General features: G+C 23.4%; 24 protein-coding genes. 9 read left to right on the forward strand and 15 right to left on the reverse strand.

All coding sequences use genetic code 4. The features are described 5' to 3' along the window. Positions 1-41: 41 nt before the first annotated feature. Both ACQH26_RS03275 and ACQH26_RS03280 read right to left on the reverse strand, forming a co-directional pair. The gene (locus ACQH26_RS03275; RefSeq protein WP_425383068.1) at positions 42-1,280 is read right to left on the reverse strand and encodes an IS256 family transposase; all 1,239 of its coding nucleotides are present in this window, start codon (positions 1,278-1,280) and stop codon (positions 42-44) included. Between the two features lie 95 nt (positions 1,281-1,375). Continuing rightward, a complete protein-coding gene (locus tag ACQH26_RS03280) occupies positions 1,376-1,642 on the reverse strand; it encodes a transposase (RefSeq protein WP_425382835.1) in 267 nt (88 codons plus the stop codon). A gap of 228 nt (positions 1,643-1,870) precedes the next feature. Here ACQH26_RS03280 and ACQH26_RS03285 point away from each other — a divergent pair. Beyond that, positions 1,871-2,660, forward strand: a protein-coding gene (locus tag ACQH26_RS03285; protein ID WP_425382012.1) for an IS5 family transposase whose coding sequence is annotated in 2 segments (ribosomal slippage) — positions 1,871-2,131 and positions 2,133-2,660 — 789 coding nt in all. Because the reading frame shifts where the segments join, the coding sequence is not laid out codon by codon here. Between the two features lie 104 nt (positions 2,661-2,764). On the opposite strand, the gene ACQH26_RS03290 is transcribed toward ACQH26_RS03285, so the two are convergent. From ACQH26_RS03290 to ACQH26_RS03300, 3 genes are all read right to left on the reverse strand, one after another. Next, positions 2,765-3,253, reverse strand: coding sequence for an IS630 family transposase (locus ACQH26_RS03290; protein WP_425381862.1), 489 nt, complete (start codon positions 3,251-3,253; stop codon positions 2,765-2,767). Positions 3,254-3,293: 40 nt separating this feature from the next. Further along, the gene (locus ACQH26_RS03295; RefSeq protein ID WP_425381863.1) at positions 3,294-3,653 is read right to left on the reverse strand and encodes a helix-turn-helix domain-containing protein; all 360 of its coding nucleotides are present in this window, start codon (positions 3,651-3,653) and stop codon (positions 3,294-3,296) included. 117 nt (positions 3,654-3,770) lie between these two features. Continuing rightward, positions 3,771-3,926: an IS630 transposase-related protein gene (locus ACQH26_RS03300; protein WP_425382836.1), complete on the reverse strand. Its 156-nt coding sequence runs from the start codon at positions 3,924-3,926 to the stop codon at positions 3,771-3,773. A gap of 261 nt (positions 3,927-4,187) precedes the next feature. Between ACQH26_RS03300 and ACQH26_RS03305 the strand changes: the two genes are divergently transcribed. Together ACQH26_RS03305 and ACQH26_RS03310 are read left to right on the forward strand one after the other, a co-directional pair. Continuing rightward, complete coding sequence (locus ACQH26_RS03305) at positions 4,188-4,841, forward strand: hypothetical protein (protein WP_425382837.1); 654 nt, start codon at positions 4,188-4,190, stop codon at positions 4,839-4,841. A 131-nt stretch (positions 4,842-4,972) separates the two neighbouring features. Then, a complete protein-coding gene (locus ACQH26_RS03310) occupies positions 4,973-6,796 on the forward strand; it encodes an MATE family efflux transporter (protein WP_425382838.1) in 1,824 nt (607 codons plus the stop codon). 301 nt (positions 6,797-7,097) lie between these two features. Here the strand turns inward: ACQH26_RS03310 and ACQH26_RS03315 are convergent. The 4 genes from ACQH26_RS03315 to ACQH26_RS03330 all read right to left on the reverse strand — a co-directional run bounded on the left by ACQH26_RS03315 (position 7,098) and on the right by ACQH26_RS03330 (position 9,856). Beyond that, a protein-coding gene (locus ACQH26_RS03315) for an IS5 family transposase (protein WP_425382839.1) occupies positions 7,098-7,887 on the reverse strand; the annotation gives its coding sequence in 2 pieces (ribosomal slippage) (positions 7,098-7,625 and positions 7,627-7,887; 789 coding nt in all). A 35-nt stretch (positions 7,888-7,922) separates the two neighbouring features. Further along, a complete protein-coding gene (locus tag ACQH26_RS03320) occupies positions 7,923-8,120 on the reverse strand; it encodes a hypothetical protein (RefSeq protein WP_425382840.1) in 198 nt (65 codons plus the stop codon). A gap of 342 nt (positions 8,121-8,462) precedes the next feature. Further along, entirely contained in the window at positions 8,463-8,726 is a 264-nt protein-coding gene (locus ACQH26_RS03325) for a hypothetical protein (RefSeq protein WP_425382841.1), read from the reverse strand. Positions 8,727-8,735: 9 nt separating this feature from the next. Then, a protein-coding gene (locus ACQH26_RS03330; protein WP_425381867.1) for an IS3 family transposase occupies positions 8,736-9,856 on the reverse strand; the annotation gives its coding sequence in 2 pieces (ribosomal slippage) (positions 8,736-9,586 and positions 9,586-9,856; 1,122 coding nt in all). A gap of 211 nt (positions 9,857-10,067) precedes the next feature. On the opposite strand from ACQH26_RS03330, the gene ACQH26_RS03335 reads away from it, so the two are divergent. Further along, positions 10,068-10,857, forward strand: a protein-coding gene (locus ACQH26_RS03335; RefSeq protein ID WP_425382842.1) for an IS5 family transposase whose coding sequence is annotated in 2 segments (ribosomal slippage) — positions 10,068-10,328 and positions 10,330-10,857 — 789 coding nt in all. Because the reading frame shifts where the segments join, the coding sequence is not laid out codon by codon here. Positions 10,858-11,212: 355 nt separating this feature from the next. Here ACQH26_RS03335 and ACQH26_RS03340 read toward each other — a convergent pair. The 4 genes from ACQH26_RS03340 to ACQH26_RS03355 all read right to left on the reverse strand — a co-directional run bounded on the left by ACQH26_RS03340 (position 11,213) and on the right by ACQH26_RS03355 (position 15,552). Beyond that, positions 11,213-12,451 (reverse strand): IS256 family transposase, encoded by a 1,239-nt coding sequence (locus ACQH26_RS03340; RefSeq protein WP_425383069.1) that lies wholly within the window; start codon positions 12,449-12,451, stop codon positions 11,213-11,215. A gap of 89 nt (positions 12,452-12,540) precedes the next feature. After that, positions 12,541-13,161, reverse strand: a complete 621-nt coding sequence (locus ACQH26_RS03345; protein WP_425382843.1) for a hypothetical protein — start codon at positions 13,159-13,161, stop codon at positions 12,541-12,543. A 326-nt stretch (positions 13,162-13,487) separates the two neighbouring features. Next, a complete protein-coding gene (locus ACQH26_RS03350; RefSeq protein ID WP_425383070.1) occupies positions 13,488-14,462 on the reverse strand; it encodes a DUF3626 domain-containing protein in 975 nt (324 codons plus the stop codon). A gap of 31 nt (positions 14,463-14,493) precedes the next feature. Next, entirely contained in the window at positions 14,494-15,552 is a 1,059-nt protein-coding gene (locus tag ACQH26_RS03355) for a DDE-type integrase/transposase/recombinase (RefSeq protein WP_425381996.1), read from the reverse strand. A gap of 263 nt (positions 15,553-15,815) precedes the next feature. On the opposite strand from ACQH26_RS03355, the gene ACQH26_RS03360 reads away from it, so the two are divergent. Continuing rightward, positions 15,816-16,148 carry an IS630 transposase-related protein gene (locus ACQH26_RS03360; protein WP_425382844.1) on the forward strand — a complete coding sequence of 111 codons (333 nt, stop codon included), beginning with the start codon at positions 15,816-15,818 and terminating at the stop codon, positions 16,146-16,148. On the opposite strand, the gene ACQH26_RS03365 is transcribed toward ACQH26_RS03360, so the two are convergent. Together ACQH26_RS03365 and ACQH26_RS03370 are read right to left on the reverse strand one after the other, a co-directional pair. Next, a complete protein-coding gene (locus ACQH26_RS03365) occupies positions 16,141-16,629 on the reverse strand; it encodes an IS630 family transposase (RefSeq protein WP_425381862.1) in 489 nt (162 codons plus the stop codon). The two genes, ACQH26_RS03360 and ACQH26_RS03365, sit on opposite strands and share 8 nt — an antisense overlap. A 40-nt stretch (positions 16,630-16,669) precedes the next feature. Continuing rightward, positions 16,670-17,029, reverse strand: coding sequence for a helix-turn-helix domain-containing protein (locus ACQH26_RS03370; protein ID WP_425381863.1), 360 nt, complete (start codon positions 17,027-17,029; stop codon positions 16,670-16,672). A gap of 131 nt (positions 17,030-17,160) precedes the next feature. Here ACQH26_RS03370 and ACQH26_RS03375 point away from each other — a divergent pair, with 131 nt between their 5' ends. From ACQH26_RS03375 to ACQH26_RS03390, 4 genes are all read left to right on the forward strand, one after another. Then, complete coding sequence (locus tag ACQH26_RS03375) at positions 17,161-17,544, forward strand: hypothetical protein (protein ID WP_425382845.1); 384 nt, start codon at positions 17,161-17,163, stop codon at positions 17,542-17,544. Positions 17,545-17,693: 149 nt separating this feature from the next. Further along, positions 17,694-18,122 (forward strand): hypothetical protein, encoded by a 429-nt coding sequence (locus ACQH26_RS03380; protein ID WP_425382846.1) that lies wholly within the window; start codon positions 17,694-17,696, stop codon positions 18,120-18,122. 301 nt (positions 18,123-18,423) lie between these two features. Next, positions 18,424-18,618 carry a hypothetical protein gene (locus ACQH26_RS03385; protein ID WP_425382847.1) on the forward strand — a complete coding sequence of 65 codons (195 nt, stop codon included), beginning with the start codon at positions 18,424-18,426 and terminating at the stop codon, positions 18,616-18,618. A 2-nt stretch (positions 18,619-18,620) separates the two neighbouring features. After that, positions 18,621-18,758 (forward strand): hypothetical protein, encoded by a 138-nt coding sequence (locus ACQH26_RS03390; RefSeq protein ID WP_425382848.1) that lies wholly within the window; start codon positions 18,621-18,623, stop codon positions 18,756-18,758. Positions 18,759-18,914 lie beyond the last annotated feature (156 nt).

Here is an 18,914-nt window from a genome sequence, read left to right on the forward strand (position 1 = left end):
AGGCTTTTATGTAATCTGTGTATCTTTGTTTTACAAAGTTACTAGTTCAGATTAATTCTATCTTCAAATTTTATCATAAAATGAGCAATTGTTGTATTTCAATTTTGAATGGGCATTGTTCATTTTTTTGTTATATTTTCAATTGCTAAGTAAAATATTTTGAAAACTGCCATATCATTAGGAAAAACTTTTTTATTTCTGATAACTTTTCGTAATTGACTATTAACAGATTCAATAGCATTTGTAGTATAAATCACTCTTTTAATTTCTGGTGGATAACTAATAAAAACCATTAAATTATCTCAATTTTTATATCAAGATTTAGTAATTTGCGGATATTGTTTATTTCATTTACTTTCAAATGATTCTAAAGCTTGCATTGCTTGTTCTTCACTACATGCACTATAAATTGGTTTTAAATCTGCAACTAAGGTTTTTCGATGTTTGTATGAAACATATTTTAAACTATTTCTAATTTGATGAACTATGCATAATTGATGTTCAGTTTTAGGATAAACTGCTTGTATTGCTTCTGACATGCCTGTTAAATTATCACTACAAGCAATCAAAATATCATTTAAGCCTCGATTTTTCATTTCTGTAAAATTAGCTAGTCAAAATTTAGAACCTTCATTTTCACTAATTCATAAACCTAAAACATCTTTTTTGCCTTCTAAATCCACTCCTAATGCTATATAAACTGATTTGTTAATAATGCGTTTATCTTGCCGTACTTTAACTACTATACAATCAAAATAAACAATAGAATAAATACTTTCTAATGGTCGATTTTGCCACGCCTTGACATCATCTATCACATCATCAGTAATTTGACTAATAACACTTTCACTAATATCTGCACCATGATATAACTCTTGCAACTGCATTCTAATATCTGATAAAGTCATTCCTTTGGCATATAGTGAAAGAACTTGTTGATCAAAGCCATCAAATCTTCTCTGTCTTTTTGCAACTATTACAGGAGTAAAATCACTATTACGATCTCTTGGTACATTAATTTCAATTTTACCTTGTTGAGTTATTAATTTTTTTGAACTTATACCATTACGAGCATTTTCACTATTACTATGTTGATTTTTTTCATACCCTAAATAATTTTGCATTTCAGAATTTAACATCTTTTCTACTAATCTTTTTGTTAATTCTTTATATAATCCTCCTTCTTTAAATACTGTTGTTAAATCTTCAGTATTTTCTAGTAATAAATCTACTGCTTTTGATATTGGATCATTATTATTAATACTTTGTTTTTTAGCCATCTGTAACTCACTCTTTCTAGTCATTTAATTATATTTACTAGAATTAATTAAACATAGTTATTTTTGTAAGTTACACAGATTACTAAACATTACCTCTAAAAAACTATAATTTGTCCACGCTTTAATACTGGAATTAGTTTATTTTTAACATATGATTCAAAAATTTTACTATTGCAATGTCCTTCAAATGCTCATAAGGCTTTTAATTTACCTTTATTTAGTGAACCAATTATACTCATTCTCTTTATTTTATATGCGGGTTTATTATCAAATAATCTTTTACCTTTTTCAGATCAACCATATTTATAAAATTCATTATCATCAATTCCAGATTCATCAATATATACTAAATCTTCATTCATTATTTTAGCAATTTCTTTTAAAAAATCTTCTTGTTTATTTTTATCTCTTTGTTCATATAGAAAAGTTTTTTTTATATGTATAATTTAGTTTTTTAAAATAGTTATAAACTGTTTCTTTAGTTATATTTCCAAATTTATCAATTACTTTTTGAACTGTAAGAACCTGTTTAGAATCTTTTCGAAAATAATGTAAAATGATTATATATTTTAAAATCAGAGGTATATATTATGCATAAAAATTATCCAAGTCATGTCACCAAAGAACAATTTGAGAACATAAAATCAATTTTAGAAAATAGCAAAAAGAAAACAAAACCAAGAAGTTTAGATTTATATGAAGTATTTTGTGCAATTTTATATGTATTAAAAAGTGGTTGTCAATGAAGAATGCTACCAAAAAATTTTCCAAAATGACAAACTGTATATTATTATTTTCAAATTTGAAGTAAAAATAACGGTAAAGAAGCTAGTGTATGGCAATTAATTTTAAAAAAAATTGGTTAAAAAAGTTCGTATCAACAATAATCGCAAAGAACAAACTAGTTTTTGTATAATTGATTCGCAAAGTGTTAAAAATACAGATACTACTGAAAATAAAGGTTATGATGCTGGTAAAAAGATTTCAGGAATAAAGCGTCATATTATTGTTGATTCTCAAGGTTTACCACATGCAATTTACATAACCACAGCAGAAAAAACAGATCGTAATAGCGCTATAATAATGATTGAAAATGAAAAAGAAAATCTTTCTGCAGTTCAAAAAATAATAGTAGATGCTGGTTATACTGGTGAAAAATTTGCTTCTGAAATCAAAACAATCATAAATGCAAATGTTGAAATTATAAAACGCAATGAACTACATACTTTTGTAGTATTACCAAAAAGATGAATTGTAGAACGAAGCTTTGCTTGATTAGAAAAATACAGAAGATTATGAAAAAATTGTGAAAGAAAACTAAATACTAGTTTACAAATGGTTGTTCTTTCCTTTATTTCAGTTTTATTAAAAAGATTCTAAACAGGTTCTAACATCTTTATTTTCTGCTAAATAATTTTTTAATTCATCTAAATCCTTTATTTTGTGGCTATGTCCTTTTTGATAATTCAAAATTGGTTTTATAGCTAACTAAAGTAATGTTTACTCATATCTTGAAAAACAAAATCAATCGCTTTTTTAATATTTGGTCAATAATTTGGTAATATTTTTCTTATATTATGTTTTATAGCAAATCAAAAATGTTCAATTGGATTTAAATTAGGAGAATATGGCGGAAGAAATAATAGTTTGCATCCAGCATTTTCAATTAATTGTTGTGTTAATTTAGATTTATGAAACGTTGCATTATCTAAAACTATAATTTGTCCACGCTTTAATACTGGAATTAGTTTATTTTTAACATATGATTCAAAAATTTTACTATTGCAATGTCCTTCAAATGCTCATAAGGCTTTTAATTTACCTTTATTTAGTGAACCAATTATACTCATTCTCTTTATTTTATATGCGGGTTTATTATCAAATAATCTTTTACCTTTTTCAGATCAACCATATTTATAAAATTCATTATCATCAATTCCAGATTCATCAATATATACTAAATCTTCATTCATTATTTTAGCTATTTCTTTTAAAAAATCTTCTTGTTTATTTTTATCTCTTTGTTCATATAGAAAAGTTTTTTTTATATGTATAATTTAGTTTTTTAAAATAGTTATAAACTGTTTCTTTAGTCATATTTCCAAATTTATCAATTACTTTTTGAACTGTAACATCTTTATTTTCTGCTAAATAATTTTTTAATTCATCTAAATCCTTTATTTTGTGGCTATGTCCTTTTTGATAATTCAAAATTGGTTTTATATGCCCAGTTTCTTTTTTTCTTTTTCTTCATAAAAATAAAGTCTTTCTAGTGATATTGAACACTTTACAAATTTCTTTAATTTTCATATTTTTACTTTCATAAGCTTCTATTACTTTTCTTCGTAAGTCTTCACTGTATGGTTTTGGCATAATTTAATCTTCCTAATCTATTTTAATTATTGCTGAATTGTACTTTTAAATTCAAAAACTGTTTAAATTACATATTATTATTTTACATTATTTATGAGTAAATATTACTTTAGTTAGCTATATATGCCCAGTTTCTTTTTTTCTTTTTCTTCATAAAAATAAAGTCTTTCTAGTGATATTGAACACTTTACAAATTTCTTTAATTTTCATATTTTTACTTTCATAAGCTTCTATTACTTTTCTTCGTAAGTCTTCACTGTATGGTTTTGGCATAATTTAATCTTCCTAATCTATTTTAATTATTGCTGAATTGTACTTTTAAATTCAAAAACTGTTTAAATTACATATTATTATTTTACATTATTTATGAGTAAATATTACTTTAGTTAGCTATATAAGAAAAATATTACCAAATTATTGACCAAATATTAAAAAAGCGATTGATTTTGTTTTTCAAGATATGAGTAAACATTACTTTAGTTAGATATATATAGAAAAGACCCAACAACTACTATTGAATCTATTCAAAAGGCTATGTTTAGTATTTACGATACATATATTAAAGAAGTTAAGTATCCTAATAATTATGATTATCAAAAAGAACAAACAATAGTATTAGCAATTAAGAATGGTAGTACTATTACTCCACCAACTACTGATGCTCCTAAGGACTTAGTTACTCATATTTACAATATTAGTAATGCTTTTCGTCAATGAAAAGAACAAAGTTTTGAAGAATTAATGACAGGTAAAAAAGTTGGACTAGATAACCTTGATCCCAAAAGATCAAATGGTGTTGGTAGCAATAATGTTGATTATTCAGTAAATTTTATGATTATGGGTTTAAATACATCTCTTTCTCAATCACAATATGATGCTCTTAATACTAAGACATCACAAGTTAAAGCAATGCGTTATTTAAATATTTTTTATCAATTAAAATATATTTGAGATGGAATATCGACTGAACAAAGTTCAATCTTTGCTAATCCAGGGGAGTATTCTATGACAGCAGATCCTTATTTAGTTAGTTTTAATAAAGTTAACACAAATTATCAAGTTGATACCAATAAAGCAACTAATAGTAAAATTCTTAATTTTCCAGTTTTATTGACTGTCTATGTTTTGCTTGGTATTGGTTTATTTTGTTCTTCATGATTAGTATTTAATCGTAGAGATTTTACTTAGTAGTTTAGTATCTTTTATAAAAATCAACATCTTTGATGTTGATTTTTATATATTAAATTTCAAACCTCATTATTTAAATGATGTAAAATTATTATTATAATATAGAGCAAATTAATGATAAGGGTGAAATTATGAAAATTAGTGGATTTAAAATTAATAATAGAGCAAATCCACATAAAATTAGTAATTTTTTTGCTACTAAAAAATGGTATTTATTAGCATTAATGATTATTATTCCGGCAGTATTGCAACAAATATTATCAGCATCAATGAATTTACTAGATAATATTATGGTTGGAGAATTAAAGGATAGTTTTATTAGTGATTTAAAGCCAATGAATAATCATATTAGGGATATTTTTACTTCATTAGGACTTTGAGATAATTGAAGTTGATGAAAAGATAATGGTTTAGAACATTTTTATCATTTGCAATATTCAGCAGGACAAATTGCTGTTTCGGGAGTTACTGCTTCTAATCAAATTTTTGTTATTATTTATGCCGTTATGGGAGGTTTTATCAACGGTGTTAGTATTTTTGGTGCTCAATTTTATGGAGCTGGAAGATATGGTTCTTTAAGACAAACAGTAAGAATGAGAATTATTTTTGGATTTTTAATTGGAGTAATAGTTATTATTTTATCTTATACAGTAGGTGAATATTTAATTTCTTATACTACTAGTCCTAGTAGTGCATTGGATAAATTTAATCAATTATGTGCTGCTAAAGGATTAACTCTTAATGATATTAATGAGTTAAAGGACATTTTAAATTATAATCATCCTTTTAGTGAAAATTCACTTATTGATTTTATGAATGTTCATAATATTGATAAAAATGATCCCCAATTTGTACAAATTATTTTACGTTATTATGAATTTCATTCAGCATCTTTAGCAACAGCACAAGGTATTGATTATAATCAATGAATTGTTTTTTCTTATCCATTGTTAGGAATAAACTTTGCTTTTGTTTCAGTATTTCGCGAAACAAAACGTGGTTATATTCCATTAATATTAACTTTTGTTTCAGTATTTATTAACTTTTTATTAAATTTATTATTAATTAATGGTATTGGTGCAGTTACAGGAATTGGAGCACGAGGTTCAGCGGTTGCTACTTTAACAGCGAGAATTGCTCAGTTGGCATTAATTAGTGGTTTTATTATATGAAAGAAATATGAATTTCAACCAAAAGTTTTGAAAATGTTTAAGATTAGGGGTGATTTATTTAAAAAAATTATAATTAAAACATGGCCATTAATGTTAAATGATTTATTATTTGCAGTTGCTACGACAATGATTATTAGATTAATTTCGCAATGAAGCTTTGAAGCATTAAGTGGTTCGTCAATTGCTTCCACGATTAATACCATGTTCTATACTTTATATATTGGATTTGGTATTGCTTCTTCGGTGTTAATTGCCAATCGTTTAGGTGCCGATGATTTGATTGGTGCTAAATATAATGCTAAACATTTAATTAGGTTAGGCTTTTTTGTATCATTATTTTTTGCTGGCTTATTAGTTTTATCTTCATTTTTTTTACCACAATTATTATTTAATGCAACAACAGAAGCCTTACGAATTTCTAGTTGAATGATGCGTGTTGATGCTATAGTTTTTAGTGCTTATACTATTTTGTATACTTGTATTTATGCATTTCGTGCTGGTGGCTTAGCAATTACTGTTTTACTTGTTGATAGTTGTTTTACTTGGTGTTTTTCAATATTAATTTTATTTATTGAGGTACATTATAGTCCTTTAGATATTGTTTATATTTATGCTATTATGCGTTCTTGTGATGTTCTTAAGATGATTATTGCTTTATTTATTTATCATCGTGGTAAATGAGTAAGAAATTTAGCAAGTAGTATGAATAAAGTATATCCAGAATCTCCACCAGTAATTGATATACCAAAAGCAAAAGATAAAGTTGATATTGCTAATTTCTAAAGATTGAAAATTTCTTTAATATATAATTTAAATAAACGCCTTTTATGGCATTTATTTAAATATGTTTAATTTTTAAAATTTTACTATTCTTGAATTACTTGGCTTTATTTTTTGTTGGAATATCATTTTCATATTTACGTAGTGTTTGTTCTCAAGGGATGTCCTTTTCTTTTTGTTTATTAATGGGGTTAGATGTTTGTAGTTTTGGTTGCATTTTTAGAGGTACTGAAATATCTGAATTTAAAAAATCTGTTGATGTGGATTTTGAATTAAAACCTTCATCACTACTGTTAGAACCTGTTTAGAATCTTTTTAATAAAACTGAAATAAAGGAAAGAACAACCATTTGTAAACTAGTATTTAGTTTTCTTTCACAATTTTTTCATAATCTTCTGTATTTTTCTAATCAAGCAAAGCTTCGTTCTACAATTCATCTTTTTGGTAATACTACAAAAGTATGTAGTTCATTCCGTTTTATAATTTCAACATTTGCATTTATGATTGTTTTGATTTCAGAAGCAAATTTTTCACCAGTATAACCAGCATCTACTATTATTTTTTGAACTGCAGAAAGATTTTCTTTTTCATTTTCAATCATTATTATAGCGCTATTACGATCTGTTTTTTCTGCTGTGGTTATGTAAATTGCATGTGGTAAACCTTGAGAATCAACAATAATATGACGCTTTAATACTGAAATCTTTTTACCAGCATCATAACCTTTATTTTCAGTAGTATCTGTATTTTTAACACTTTGCGAATCAATTATACAAAAACTAGTTTGTTCTTTGCGATTATTGTTGATACGAACTTTTTTAACCAATTTTTTTTAAAATTAATTGCCATACACTAGCTTCTTTACCGTTATTTTTACTTCAAATTTGAAAATAATAATATACAGTTTGTCATTTTGGAAAATTTTTTGGTAGCATTCTTCATTGACAACCACTTTTTAATACATATAAAATTGCACAAAATACTTCATATAAATCTAAACTTCTTGGTTTTGTTTTCTTTTTGCTATTTTCTAAAATTGATTTTATGTTCTCAAATTGTTCTTTGGTGACATGACTTGGATAATTTTTATGCATAATATATACCTCTGATTTTAAAATATATAATCATTTTACATTATTTTCGAAAAGATTCTAAACAGGTTCTTAGATAATAATTGATTTTCCAAATCACAAATTTTTTCACTAAGTTGAAATATTTCTGATTCAAATTGTTCAACCATTAGTTCATTGACTTCGACAATTTTTTTTTCTTGCTGTTCTTTTTGATTTAATAAATCAATTAATAAATTATTGTTATTATTTAACAAATTATTTTTATCTTCTAATAATTTGTTTTCATGTTCAGTTATTTGATTAATATTAGTTATTAAATTTGCATATTCTGTTTGTTTTTCAATATAATTTGAATTTAAAATATTAATTTTTTGTTGATTATTTAATTTTGTTTTTTTAAATAATTCACAATTTATTTCTTCTGTTTCAATTAAATTATTAATACTTTTATTTTTATTTATTTTTCCAAATGAAAAAAGATTAATAAAAAAATTTTTAATTTTGTTAATTTTTTGTTCCTTTAATTTATAGATTTGAATATTAAATTGAAATACTTTATCTTCTATTTCTTTATTTTGTTTAATTCAAAATTAGACTTACTGCATAACGTTTTTAAGTTTTAATGATAAATTATAAAATCCTGCAATTAAATTAAATCTTAAAAATATTCGTTTTCTACCTTTTCTAAATTTATAACCAATAATTTTAAAACATTTTAAAAATGCAAAAACATGTTCAATTTTTCTGCGAGTTTTATTAATAATCTTATTAAAAATTTTAATTTTACTTGTTTTAGGATTATTTTTACTAGTTTTAATGGGTAAAAATGTATTACTATGAATTTTTTGGAATGGCAACACTTTTTAGGACTATTTTTTGGTAGACATTTGTTTTTGATAATTAACTGGAGTTAAGTAGTTTAAAGTGCTGTGGATTCTTATGTTGTTGTATCAATTGATGTAATCAAATAATTCTAATTTTAATTGGATTAATGATCTAAAATTTTTATCATTAATAAATTCAGTTTTGAAAGTTTTAAAAGTTGCTTCAGCAACAGCATTGTCATAAGGACAACCTTTTTTGCTTAAAGAGCGAGTAATATTGAATGCTAGTAAAAGTTTATCAATAATTTTATTATTAAATTCATTACCACAATCACTATGAAATATTTGAATATCTTTTAAACAGCGATTTGATTGCATAAATGCTTGATGTACTAATAAGGCATCTTTTCTAGTACCTACACTATGTCCAATAATTTCGCGGTTAAATAGGTCAATTAATAAGCAAATATAGTTTCATTTACCATTAACTTGAACATAAGTTAAATCACTGACAATAACTTCATTTTTAAGCCTATTATTAAAGTTTCTATTCACAAGATTAGTGATTTTTTCATCATTTACTTTGTTATTATGATTTTTGAATGATAATTTAGTGTATTTTGATATTAAATTATGCTTATTCATAATTTCTTTAATTTTTCGTCTTGATAAATAAATTTCTTGGTTTTCTAATATTACTTTTAATCTTCTTGTTCCATAAACACATTTATTTTCTTTAAAAGCACTAATAATAGCTTCATCATAAATATTATTTTGAATTTTATTTTCTTTTTTCTTTAAATTAAAATAATATGTTGATTTAGAAATTTTTAAAAAATGACACATTGTGCGAATTTTATATTTAAACTTATTGTTTGTAATAATTTCTATTTTCTGCCTATTATTAGTGCTGCTTGCTTTAAAATATCATTTTCCATTCGTAATTGTTTTAATTCTTTTCTTAATTTAATTAATTCATTTTCTTCAACAGAACGATTATCTTTAGCTTTAAAACTACCTGAATTAGTAAATTGCTTAATTCAATTATAAGTAGCTGCTCTTGTAACATTATATTCTTTAGCAAGGTAAGATACTGATTTGCCGCTTTGATATAAAGCTACTATTTGTTTTTTAAATTCATCGGTATATGAATTAATATTGGCCATAATTATAGTTCCTTTCTTTCAACTAATTTGTTCACTTGTCTACGTAATTAGTGTCCAATAAAGTGTAACCCATCCATTCCGCCATATTCTCCTAATTTAAATCCAATTGAACATTTTTGATTTGCTATAAAACATAATATAAGAACCTGTTTAGAATCTTTTCGAAAATAATGTAAAATGATTATATATTTTAAAATCAGAGGTATATATTATGCATAAAAATTATCCAAGTCATGTCACCAAAGAACAATTTGAGAACATAAAATCAATTTTAGAAAATAGCAAAAAGAAAACAAAACCAAGAAGTTTAGATTTATATGAAGTATTTTGTGCAATTTTATATGTATTAAAAAGTGGTTGTCAATGAAGAATGCTACCAAAAAATTTTCCAAAATGACAAACTGTATATTATTATTTTCAAATTTGAAGTAAAAATAACGGTAAAGAAGCTAGTGTATGGCAATTAATTTTAAAAAAAATTGGTTAAAAAAGTTCGTATCAACAATAATCGCAAAGAACAAACTAGTTTTTGTATAATTGATTCGCAAAGTGTTAAAAATACAGATACTACTGAAAATAAAGGTTATGATGCTGGTAAAAAGATTTCAGGAATAAAGCGTCATATTATTGTTGATTCTCAAGGTTTACCACATGCAATTTACATAACCACAGCAGAAAAAACAGATCGTAATAGCGCTATAATAATGATTGAAAATGAAAAAGAAAATCTTTCTGCAGTTCAAAAAATAATAGTAGATGCTGGTTATACTGGTGAAAAATTTGCTTCTGAAATCAAAACAATCATAAATGCAAATGTTGAAATTATAAAACGCAATGAACTACATACTTTTGTAGTATTACCAAAAAGATGAATTGTAGAACGAAGCTTTGCTTGATTAGAAAAATACAGAAGATTATGAAAAAATTGTGAAAGAAAACTAAATACTAGTTTACAAATGGTTGTTCTTTCCTTTATTTCAATTTTATTAAAAAGATTCTAAACAGGTTCTAAGAAAAATATTACCAAATTATTGACCAAATATTAAAAAAGCGATTGATTTTGTTTTTCAAGATATGAGTAAACATTACTTTAGTTAGCTATATACTAAATCTTCATTCATTATTTTAGCTATTTCTTTTAAAAAATCTTCTTGTTTATTTTTATCTCTTTGTTCATATAGAAAAGTTTTTTTTATATGTATAATTTAGTTTTTTAAAATAGTTATAAACTGTTTCTTTAGTCATATTTCCAAATTTATCAATTACTTTTTGAACTGTAACATCTTTATTTTCTGCTAAATAATTTTTTAATTCGAGGCTTTTATGTAATCTGTGTATCTTTGTTTTACAAAGTTACTAGTTCAGATTAATTCTATCTTCAAATTTTATCATAAAATGAGCAATTGCTGTATTTCAATTTTGAATGGGCATTGTTCATTTTTTTGTTATATTTTCAATTGCTAAGTAAAATATTTTGAAAACTGCCATATCATTAGGAAAAACTTTTTTATTTCTGATAACTTTTCGTAATTGACTATTAACAGATTCAATAGCATTTGTAGTATAAATCACTCTTTTAATTTCTGGTGGATAACTAATAAAAACCATTAAATTATCTCAATTTTTATATCAAGATTTAGTAATTTGCGGATATTGTTTATTTCATTTACTTTCAAATGATTCTAAAGCTTGCATTGCTTGTTCTTCACTACATGCACTATAAATTGGTTTTAAATCTGCAACTAAGGTTTTTCGATGTTTGTATGAAACATATTTTAAACTATTTCTAATTTGATGAACTATGCATAATTGATGTTCAGTTTTAGGATAAACTGCTTGTATTGCTTCTGACATGCCTGTTAAATTATCACTACAAGCAATCAAAATATCATTTAAGCCTCGATTTTTCATTTCTGTAAAATTAGCTAGTCAAAATTTAGAACCTTCATTTTCACTAATTCATAAACCTAAAACATCTTTTTTGCCTTCTAAATCCACTCCTAATGCTATATAAACTGATTTGTTAATAATGCGTTTATCTTGCCGTACTTTAACTACTATACAATCAAAATAAACAATAGAATAAATACTTTCTAATGGTCGATTTTGCCACGCCTTGACATCATCTATCACATCATCAGTAATTTGACTAATAACACTTTCACTAATATCTGCACCATGATATAACTCTTGCAACTGCATTCTAATATCTGATAAAGTCATTCCTTTGGCATATAGTGAAAGAACTTGTTGATCAAAGCCATCAAATCTTCTCTGTCTTTTTGCAACTATTACAGGAGTAAAATCACTATTACGATCTCTTGGTACATTAATTTCAATTTTACCTTGTTGAGTTATTAATTTTTTTGAACTTATACCATTACGAGCATTTTCACTATTACTATGTTGATTTTTTTCATACCCTAAATAATTTTGCATTTCAGAATTTAACATCTTTTCTACTAATCTTTTTGTTAATTCTTTATATAATCCTCCTTCTTTAAATACTGTTGTTAAATCTTCAGTATTTTCTAGTAATAAATCTACTGCTTTTGATATTGGATCATTATTATTAATACTTTGTTTTTTAGCCATCTGTAACTCACTCTTTCTAGTCATTTAATTATATTTACTAGAATTAATTAAACATAGTTATTTTTGTAAGTTACACAGATTACTAAACATTACCTGAAAATTTGTGTAGTTCGTGCAAACACAACAATAGGAATAATTACTAATGCAGCGATAATAAAATATCAATTAATAGGTGTTTTTTGGTTTATTTCTGTAAAAGTACTTAAATCTAATGATTTTAAATCACTAAGGTATGCATTTTCATTTTCATATATTTTAAATTTTTGTTCAAATTGATTATTTTCATCTAAATTTGATAATTCCAAAATCACTCTACCGTTTTTCAAACGAATAGTTTTCTGTCATTTTAAATCATTAGAAATATCAATAACATTTTCATGAATCATTATACCAGAATATACTACACCAGGTTCAAATCTCGTACGATATTTTCAACGTCCATTAATATCCAATCTTTTTTGTGTTATTCCACCATAACGACTATTAGTATCATTTATTCAATCTTCTTCATCGCTTGTTGAAACTTGATCTTGACTTTCTGTTCTTGTGTAATTAATATTGTCTTTATTTCTAACTACTAAATTTTCTTGATGATATCCATTAACATGTTCTTGACTTGTTGAAGGTTGATCTTGACTTTTGATTGCATTGTAATTATTGTTATTTTTATTTAATAAAGGTGTTTGTTCTGAATTCTTTTTTGTTTTCATTTTTCCCTCTTTTAATTATAAAAGTCCTGCTTTACTTTTAATAAGTAAAATAGGACTACTTAAACATACATTTCAATTGAATGATATTTCTTTTAATACTTATAAATAAAAATTTTAATTAATAAACTAGATTGTTACTAAATTATTTTTATTTTTTTACAATAAAAGAGTGTAAATAAAAATTAGAAATTTTTAAAAATTTTAATAGTAACTAATAGTAACTATGATATATAATTTTTATGATTTAACTTTACCATATTTAATTAAAAAAAATAGAAAAATAATAATATCAGCATAGTTATTAAAATGGTTCAATATATATTTTATTAAAGAAGATTTTGTTGTGAATTTGAACAACTGTTTAAAAAGGGATTATTTAATTCTTCATCATTTGCTAATTGTTTATCAAATTTTTTTTCATCAGTTACTTTTTGATCTTGTAATAATGGCATAGTTTCCCTTGAAATTAATGGTGAATTTGGTGTTTCATTATTTTTTATGTCTAATAACAAATTTTTAATTTCAATATTTTTAGCATTTATTATTTCTTTTATTTCTTTATTTTTATTAATACATCCAAAACTAAAAACTTTAATAACAAAATTTAAAATTGGATTTATCTTTTTTTTCTCTAACTTGACAATATCACTTTTTAATTTTGTTATTTTTTCTTGTTTTAATGATAATTTATCTTCTAAATGTCTTTCTTCTTGTTTTATTTTGTATTCTTCTTGAGTTATGAATATAATAAATGAAGTTCCTAGACATGAGTTTATTTCATTTATTTTTTCTAATATTTGTTTTTGTTTATTAGGTGTATGACTATCAAATTCCGCTTTTGATAAGCAAATTTGTTTTATATCACGTGCAAATAAGATTCTAGAATAAATATGAGCCTCTATATAATTTCCTTCACTTTTACCATAATTACGATGAGGAACAATTTTTTTTCCATTAGTTTTATTAATTAAACTTTCTAAACAATTATATCCAAATAAATCATTTTGACAATATCTTATCAATCTTGGGAAGTGCAAAAAAGTAGATATTTTATCTTTTAATTTCCCACCACTGAACGTAGGTGGTGAATACGTATCATAAGGACTATATGTACAATTATGTTTTACATAATCTTTTAGTATAATAAAAGATTTTCCATACATAGGAGCTCCACCCATAGGATTTTCCAAAAAATCTAATGCCGCATAGCAAGGTCTACTTGTTCACTGAAAATTAGCACTTTTTTTGTTTGATCGCCAGTAGGGGTTGAAAAACGTCCTATAATTTGTTAGTAAAATAATAAATTATGTAAGGTAGTACAGACATTTTGGACTATTTTTTATCTAATAAAAGTTTATCAAAATAATCCATAGGAGTCATTAATCCTAATGATTTATGTGGTTTAGAATTGTTATAATATTCTTGAAAAGAATTCACTAATTTTTGAAATAAACTAAAATCACTATTTAAATATGGTTTTATTTCAAATAAATTACTTCAATTTCTGTGAAATCTTTCAATCTTACCATTACTCTGTGGTGATCTAAACGGTGTAGTTTCATGAACTATACCTTTTTTATTACAAAAATTTGTAAATCAACGATTCCTTTGTGGTTTTCCACAAGATGTATTAGTATATTGACTACCATTATCAGTTCTAATTCTTTTAATTTTAATTCCTAATTTTTCATAGAAATTTAAAGCATTTTTAGTAGCATTTACAATATCTCTGGTTTGTGCTTGTTCAGATGGATAACAATAAGTAATTCGAGTTTTTTCATCAATAAAATCAATAATATATCATCTTTTACTTCCTGTTATATAATCTGATACTACTTTAATATCAGTTTGTAATAATCCAGTTTCTTTTACTTCATATCTCAAATGTTTTTTCTTAATAACTTTTTGTGAACAAAAACCAAAACGTTTTAATCAACGATATATAGTTTTAACCGAGGGTTTTGGCAAAAAATTAAACCTAATATCATCAATATGCCTTATTAAATAACAAAATTGAAAAGCACCTATACCAAACTCTTCTTTATACTGAACAAAATAATTTATAAATTTTTCTGATAATTCCAACTTATAGAAATATTTAATATTTTTAGGTTTTGTTGACTTAAATAATAATTCTTCAAAAGGTTTATTTCTGTAAAAAACATCATAAAAACGTTTAGCTCAATAATAAAAGGTTTGCTTTGGCATATGTAATTGAGAAATTATTTCTTTACAAGTATTTTTATTTTTAAAAATAAAACAAAATTTTCTAAATTTACGATAATAAATATTAACTTTATTAATATTTTTATCATTTTTATACTTTTCTACAAATTTGTTAAATTTATAATCAAATTTAGTAAAATCAGCACTATTAATTAAATATTTCATTTTAAACTACACCTCAACTAATAATATAAAGTTATAAAAACTTTTATTAGTCCAAAAAGTGTGTCTAATCTACATAAAATAATAAATTATATATTGCAAAAGTTTAAAAATATGTTATTATTAACAAAATATTTTTTAATATATAGCTAACTAAAGTAATATTTACTCATAAATAATGTAAAATAATAATATGTAATTTAAGCAGTTTTTGAATTTAAAAGTACAATTCAGCAATAATTAAAATAGATTAGGAAGATTAAATTATGCCAAAACCATACAGTGAAGACTTACGAAGAAAAGTAATAGAAGCTTATGAAAGTAAAAATATGAAAATTAAAGAAATTTGTAAAGTGTTCAATATCACTAGAAAGACTTTATTTTTATGAAGAAAAAGAAAAAAAGAAACTGGGCATATAAAACCAATTTTGAATTATCAAAAAGGACATAGCCACAAAATAAAGGATTTAGATGAATTAAAAAATTATTTAGCAGAAAATAAAGATGTTACAGTTCAAAAAGTAATTGATAAATTTGGAAATATGACTAAAAAAACAGTTTATAACTATTTTAAAAAACTAAATTATATAGCTAACTAAAGTAATGTTTACTCATATCTTGAAAAACAAAATCAATCGCTTTTTTAATATTTGGTCAATAATTTGGTAATATTTTTCTTATATTATGTTTTATAGCAAATCAAAAATGTTCAATTGGATTTAAATTAGGAGAATATGGCGGAAGAAATAATAGTTTGCATCCAGCATTTTCAATTAATTGTTGTGTTAATTTAGATTTATGAAACGTTGCATTATCTAAAACTATAATTTGTCCACGCTTTAATACTGGAATTAGTTTATTTTTAACATATGATTCAAAAATTTTACTATTGCAATGTCCTTCAAATGCTCATAAGGCTTTTAATTTACCTTTATTTAGTGAACCAATTATACTCATTCTCTTTATTTTATATGCGGGTTTATTATCAAATAATCTTTTACCTTTTTCAGATCAACCATATTTATAAAATTCATTATCATCAATTCCAGATTCATCAATATATACTAAATCTTCATTCATTATTTTAGCTATTTCTTTTAAAAAATCTTCTTGTTTATTTTTATCTCTTTGTTCATATAGAAAAGTTTTTTTTATATGTATAATTTAGTTTTTTAAAATAGTTATAAACTGTTTCTTTAGTCATATTTCCAAATTTATCAATTACTTTTTGAACTGTAACATCTTTATTTTCTGCTAAATAATTTTTTAATTCATCTAAATCCTTTATTTTGTGGCTATGTCCTTTTTGATAATTCAAAATTGGTTTTATATGCCCAGTTTCTTTTTTTCTTTTTCTTCATAAAAATAAAGTCTTTCTAGTGATATTGAACACTTTACAAATTTCTTTAATTTTCATATTTTTACTTTCATAAGCTTCTATTACTTTTCTTCGTAAGTCTTCACTGTATGGTTTTGGCATAATTTAATCTTCCTAATCTATTTTAATTATTGCTGAATTGTACTTTTAAATTCAAAAACTGCTTAAATTACATATTATTATTTTACATTATTTATGAGTAAATATTACTTTAGTTAGCTATAGGTGATAATATGCCAAAACAAAGAAAAGAATTAGGAAATTATAAAGAAAAAATACAAGAATATTTAAGAGAAAATAAAGATAATTTAAAAAAATGTACTAAACAAGAATTAAATTATATTTTAAATGTGGATAATAAATATATATTTGATTGCCGAAGAAGGTCGACAAAATGACAAAATGATTTTATTAAAGAATATGATAAAGCGTGTCTTAAAATAGGAATTGCACGATTAAAAAATGTAACTAAAGTTGCACAATATGAATGATTATATTTAAGAACAAATCATAGAGATATGTTTGATGATTTAATAGATAATCAAGATATAGAAACAAATAATAGTAATATAATTATTAATATTTGTGAACCTAGAAAAATAGAAAATGATGATTAGAAACCTATGATAAATATAGGTTTTTTTCTTTATTTTAAAGGGAAAAAATGATATAATTTAATAAAGTGAATATGTTAAATTAACATATATAAAAGTGACCTATTAACCAAGTGAATTATTAAAATTTAATAACAAGGGAGATTAAAAGTATGAGTGATTTTACTTTTGATGAAAAAGAGAATTATAGTTTAGATGATGTTAAAAATTTACTAAAACAACATAGAAATGTAGTATATGCTGAAAGTAAAAAAGATATTGAACCTAAATTAACTAAATTAACTGAATATGAAACAAAAATAAAAGAATATGAAAATAAAATTAATAGTTTTGAAGAGCAACAATTATTTTCAAATATTAAAGATACTAAAAAAGTAAATTTAATTAAAAATTTAATGAGTACTGATAATTATAAATCTTTATCTAAACAAGAAGCATTTAATAAAATAAATGAAGATTATAAAGATTTTTTAATTGATAAAACAGAAACTATTAAACAAGAAAATAAACAACAAGATAATTCAATGAATCCTACTGATTTAATTTTAAAATTACATAATAATTCATTAGAACCTGTTTAGGATCTTTTTTGATTAATTTTTAATAAAATTTATATTATAATGGTTATTTTATAATAAAAAATAGATTTTTAGTCGATAAGTTTTCAAATGATAAAATCTTTTTAACAAAAAAATGAAAAAGAAAATAAATTATTGGTTAAGTACCTATTTATAAATGATTATTTCTTGTTTTAGTTAAATTCTATTAAAAAGATCCTAAACAGGTTCTTAGTGAAAATAATTGAAATATAACAATATCAAATCATGATGAAGCAGATAGTTTATTAATTGGTTGATATTATTTAAATAAGGAAGTAAAATAATGCAAAAACAAAAAGAAGAAAAAGTATTACTTAAATGTATTGTTAAAGATTGTAATAGTAAAGTATTAGTTACTTTAAAAATTGGAAATATTGAAGATAGTGTAGTTCAATTTTTTAATATGTGTTATTTTCATAAAAAACAATTTAAAAATAAAGTAAAAGAAATAAAAAATGAATATAAGAATAAGGAGTAAAAATGTTAATTAAAATAAAACGATTAAGAAAAAGTCGTTATAGTGGTAAATGTAATCCAAATTCTAGAAATGGTGGTTGTAAACAAGAATGTAATCAAGAAGTAAGAAGTAAAATAAAAAATTCAAAAGAATATGAATAAGGAGTAAATAATGGAAAATAAAGATAAAAATGTTAAAATATCATATTTGTTGCAATAAGTTTATAAAGTAATAAAATGTGGGTAGATTTTAGATTGATAAAAAAAACACTAAAAAAGTTTTTTAACTTATTTATTTTAGTTTTAAAATAAATAAGT

The organism is Spiroplasma endosymbiont of Melieria omissa (genome assembly GCF_964031175.1).
Taxonomy (GTDB): Bacteria; Bacillota_I; Bacilli_A; order Mycoplasmatales; family VBWQ01; genus Spiroplasma_E; species Spiroplasma_E ixodetis_A.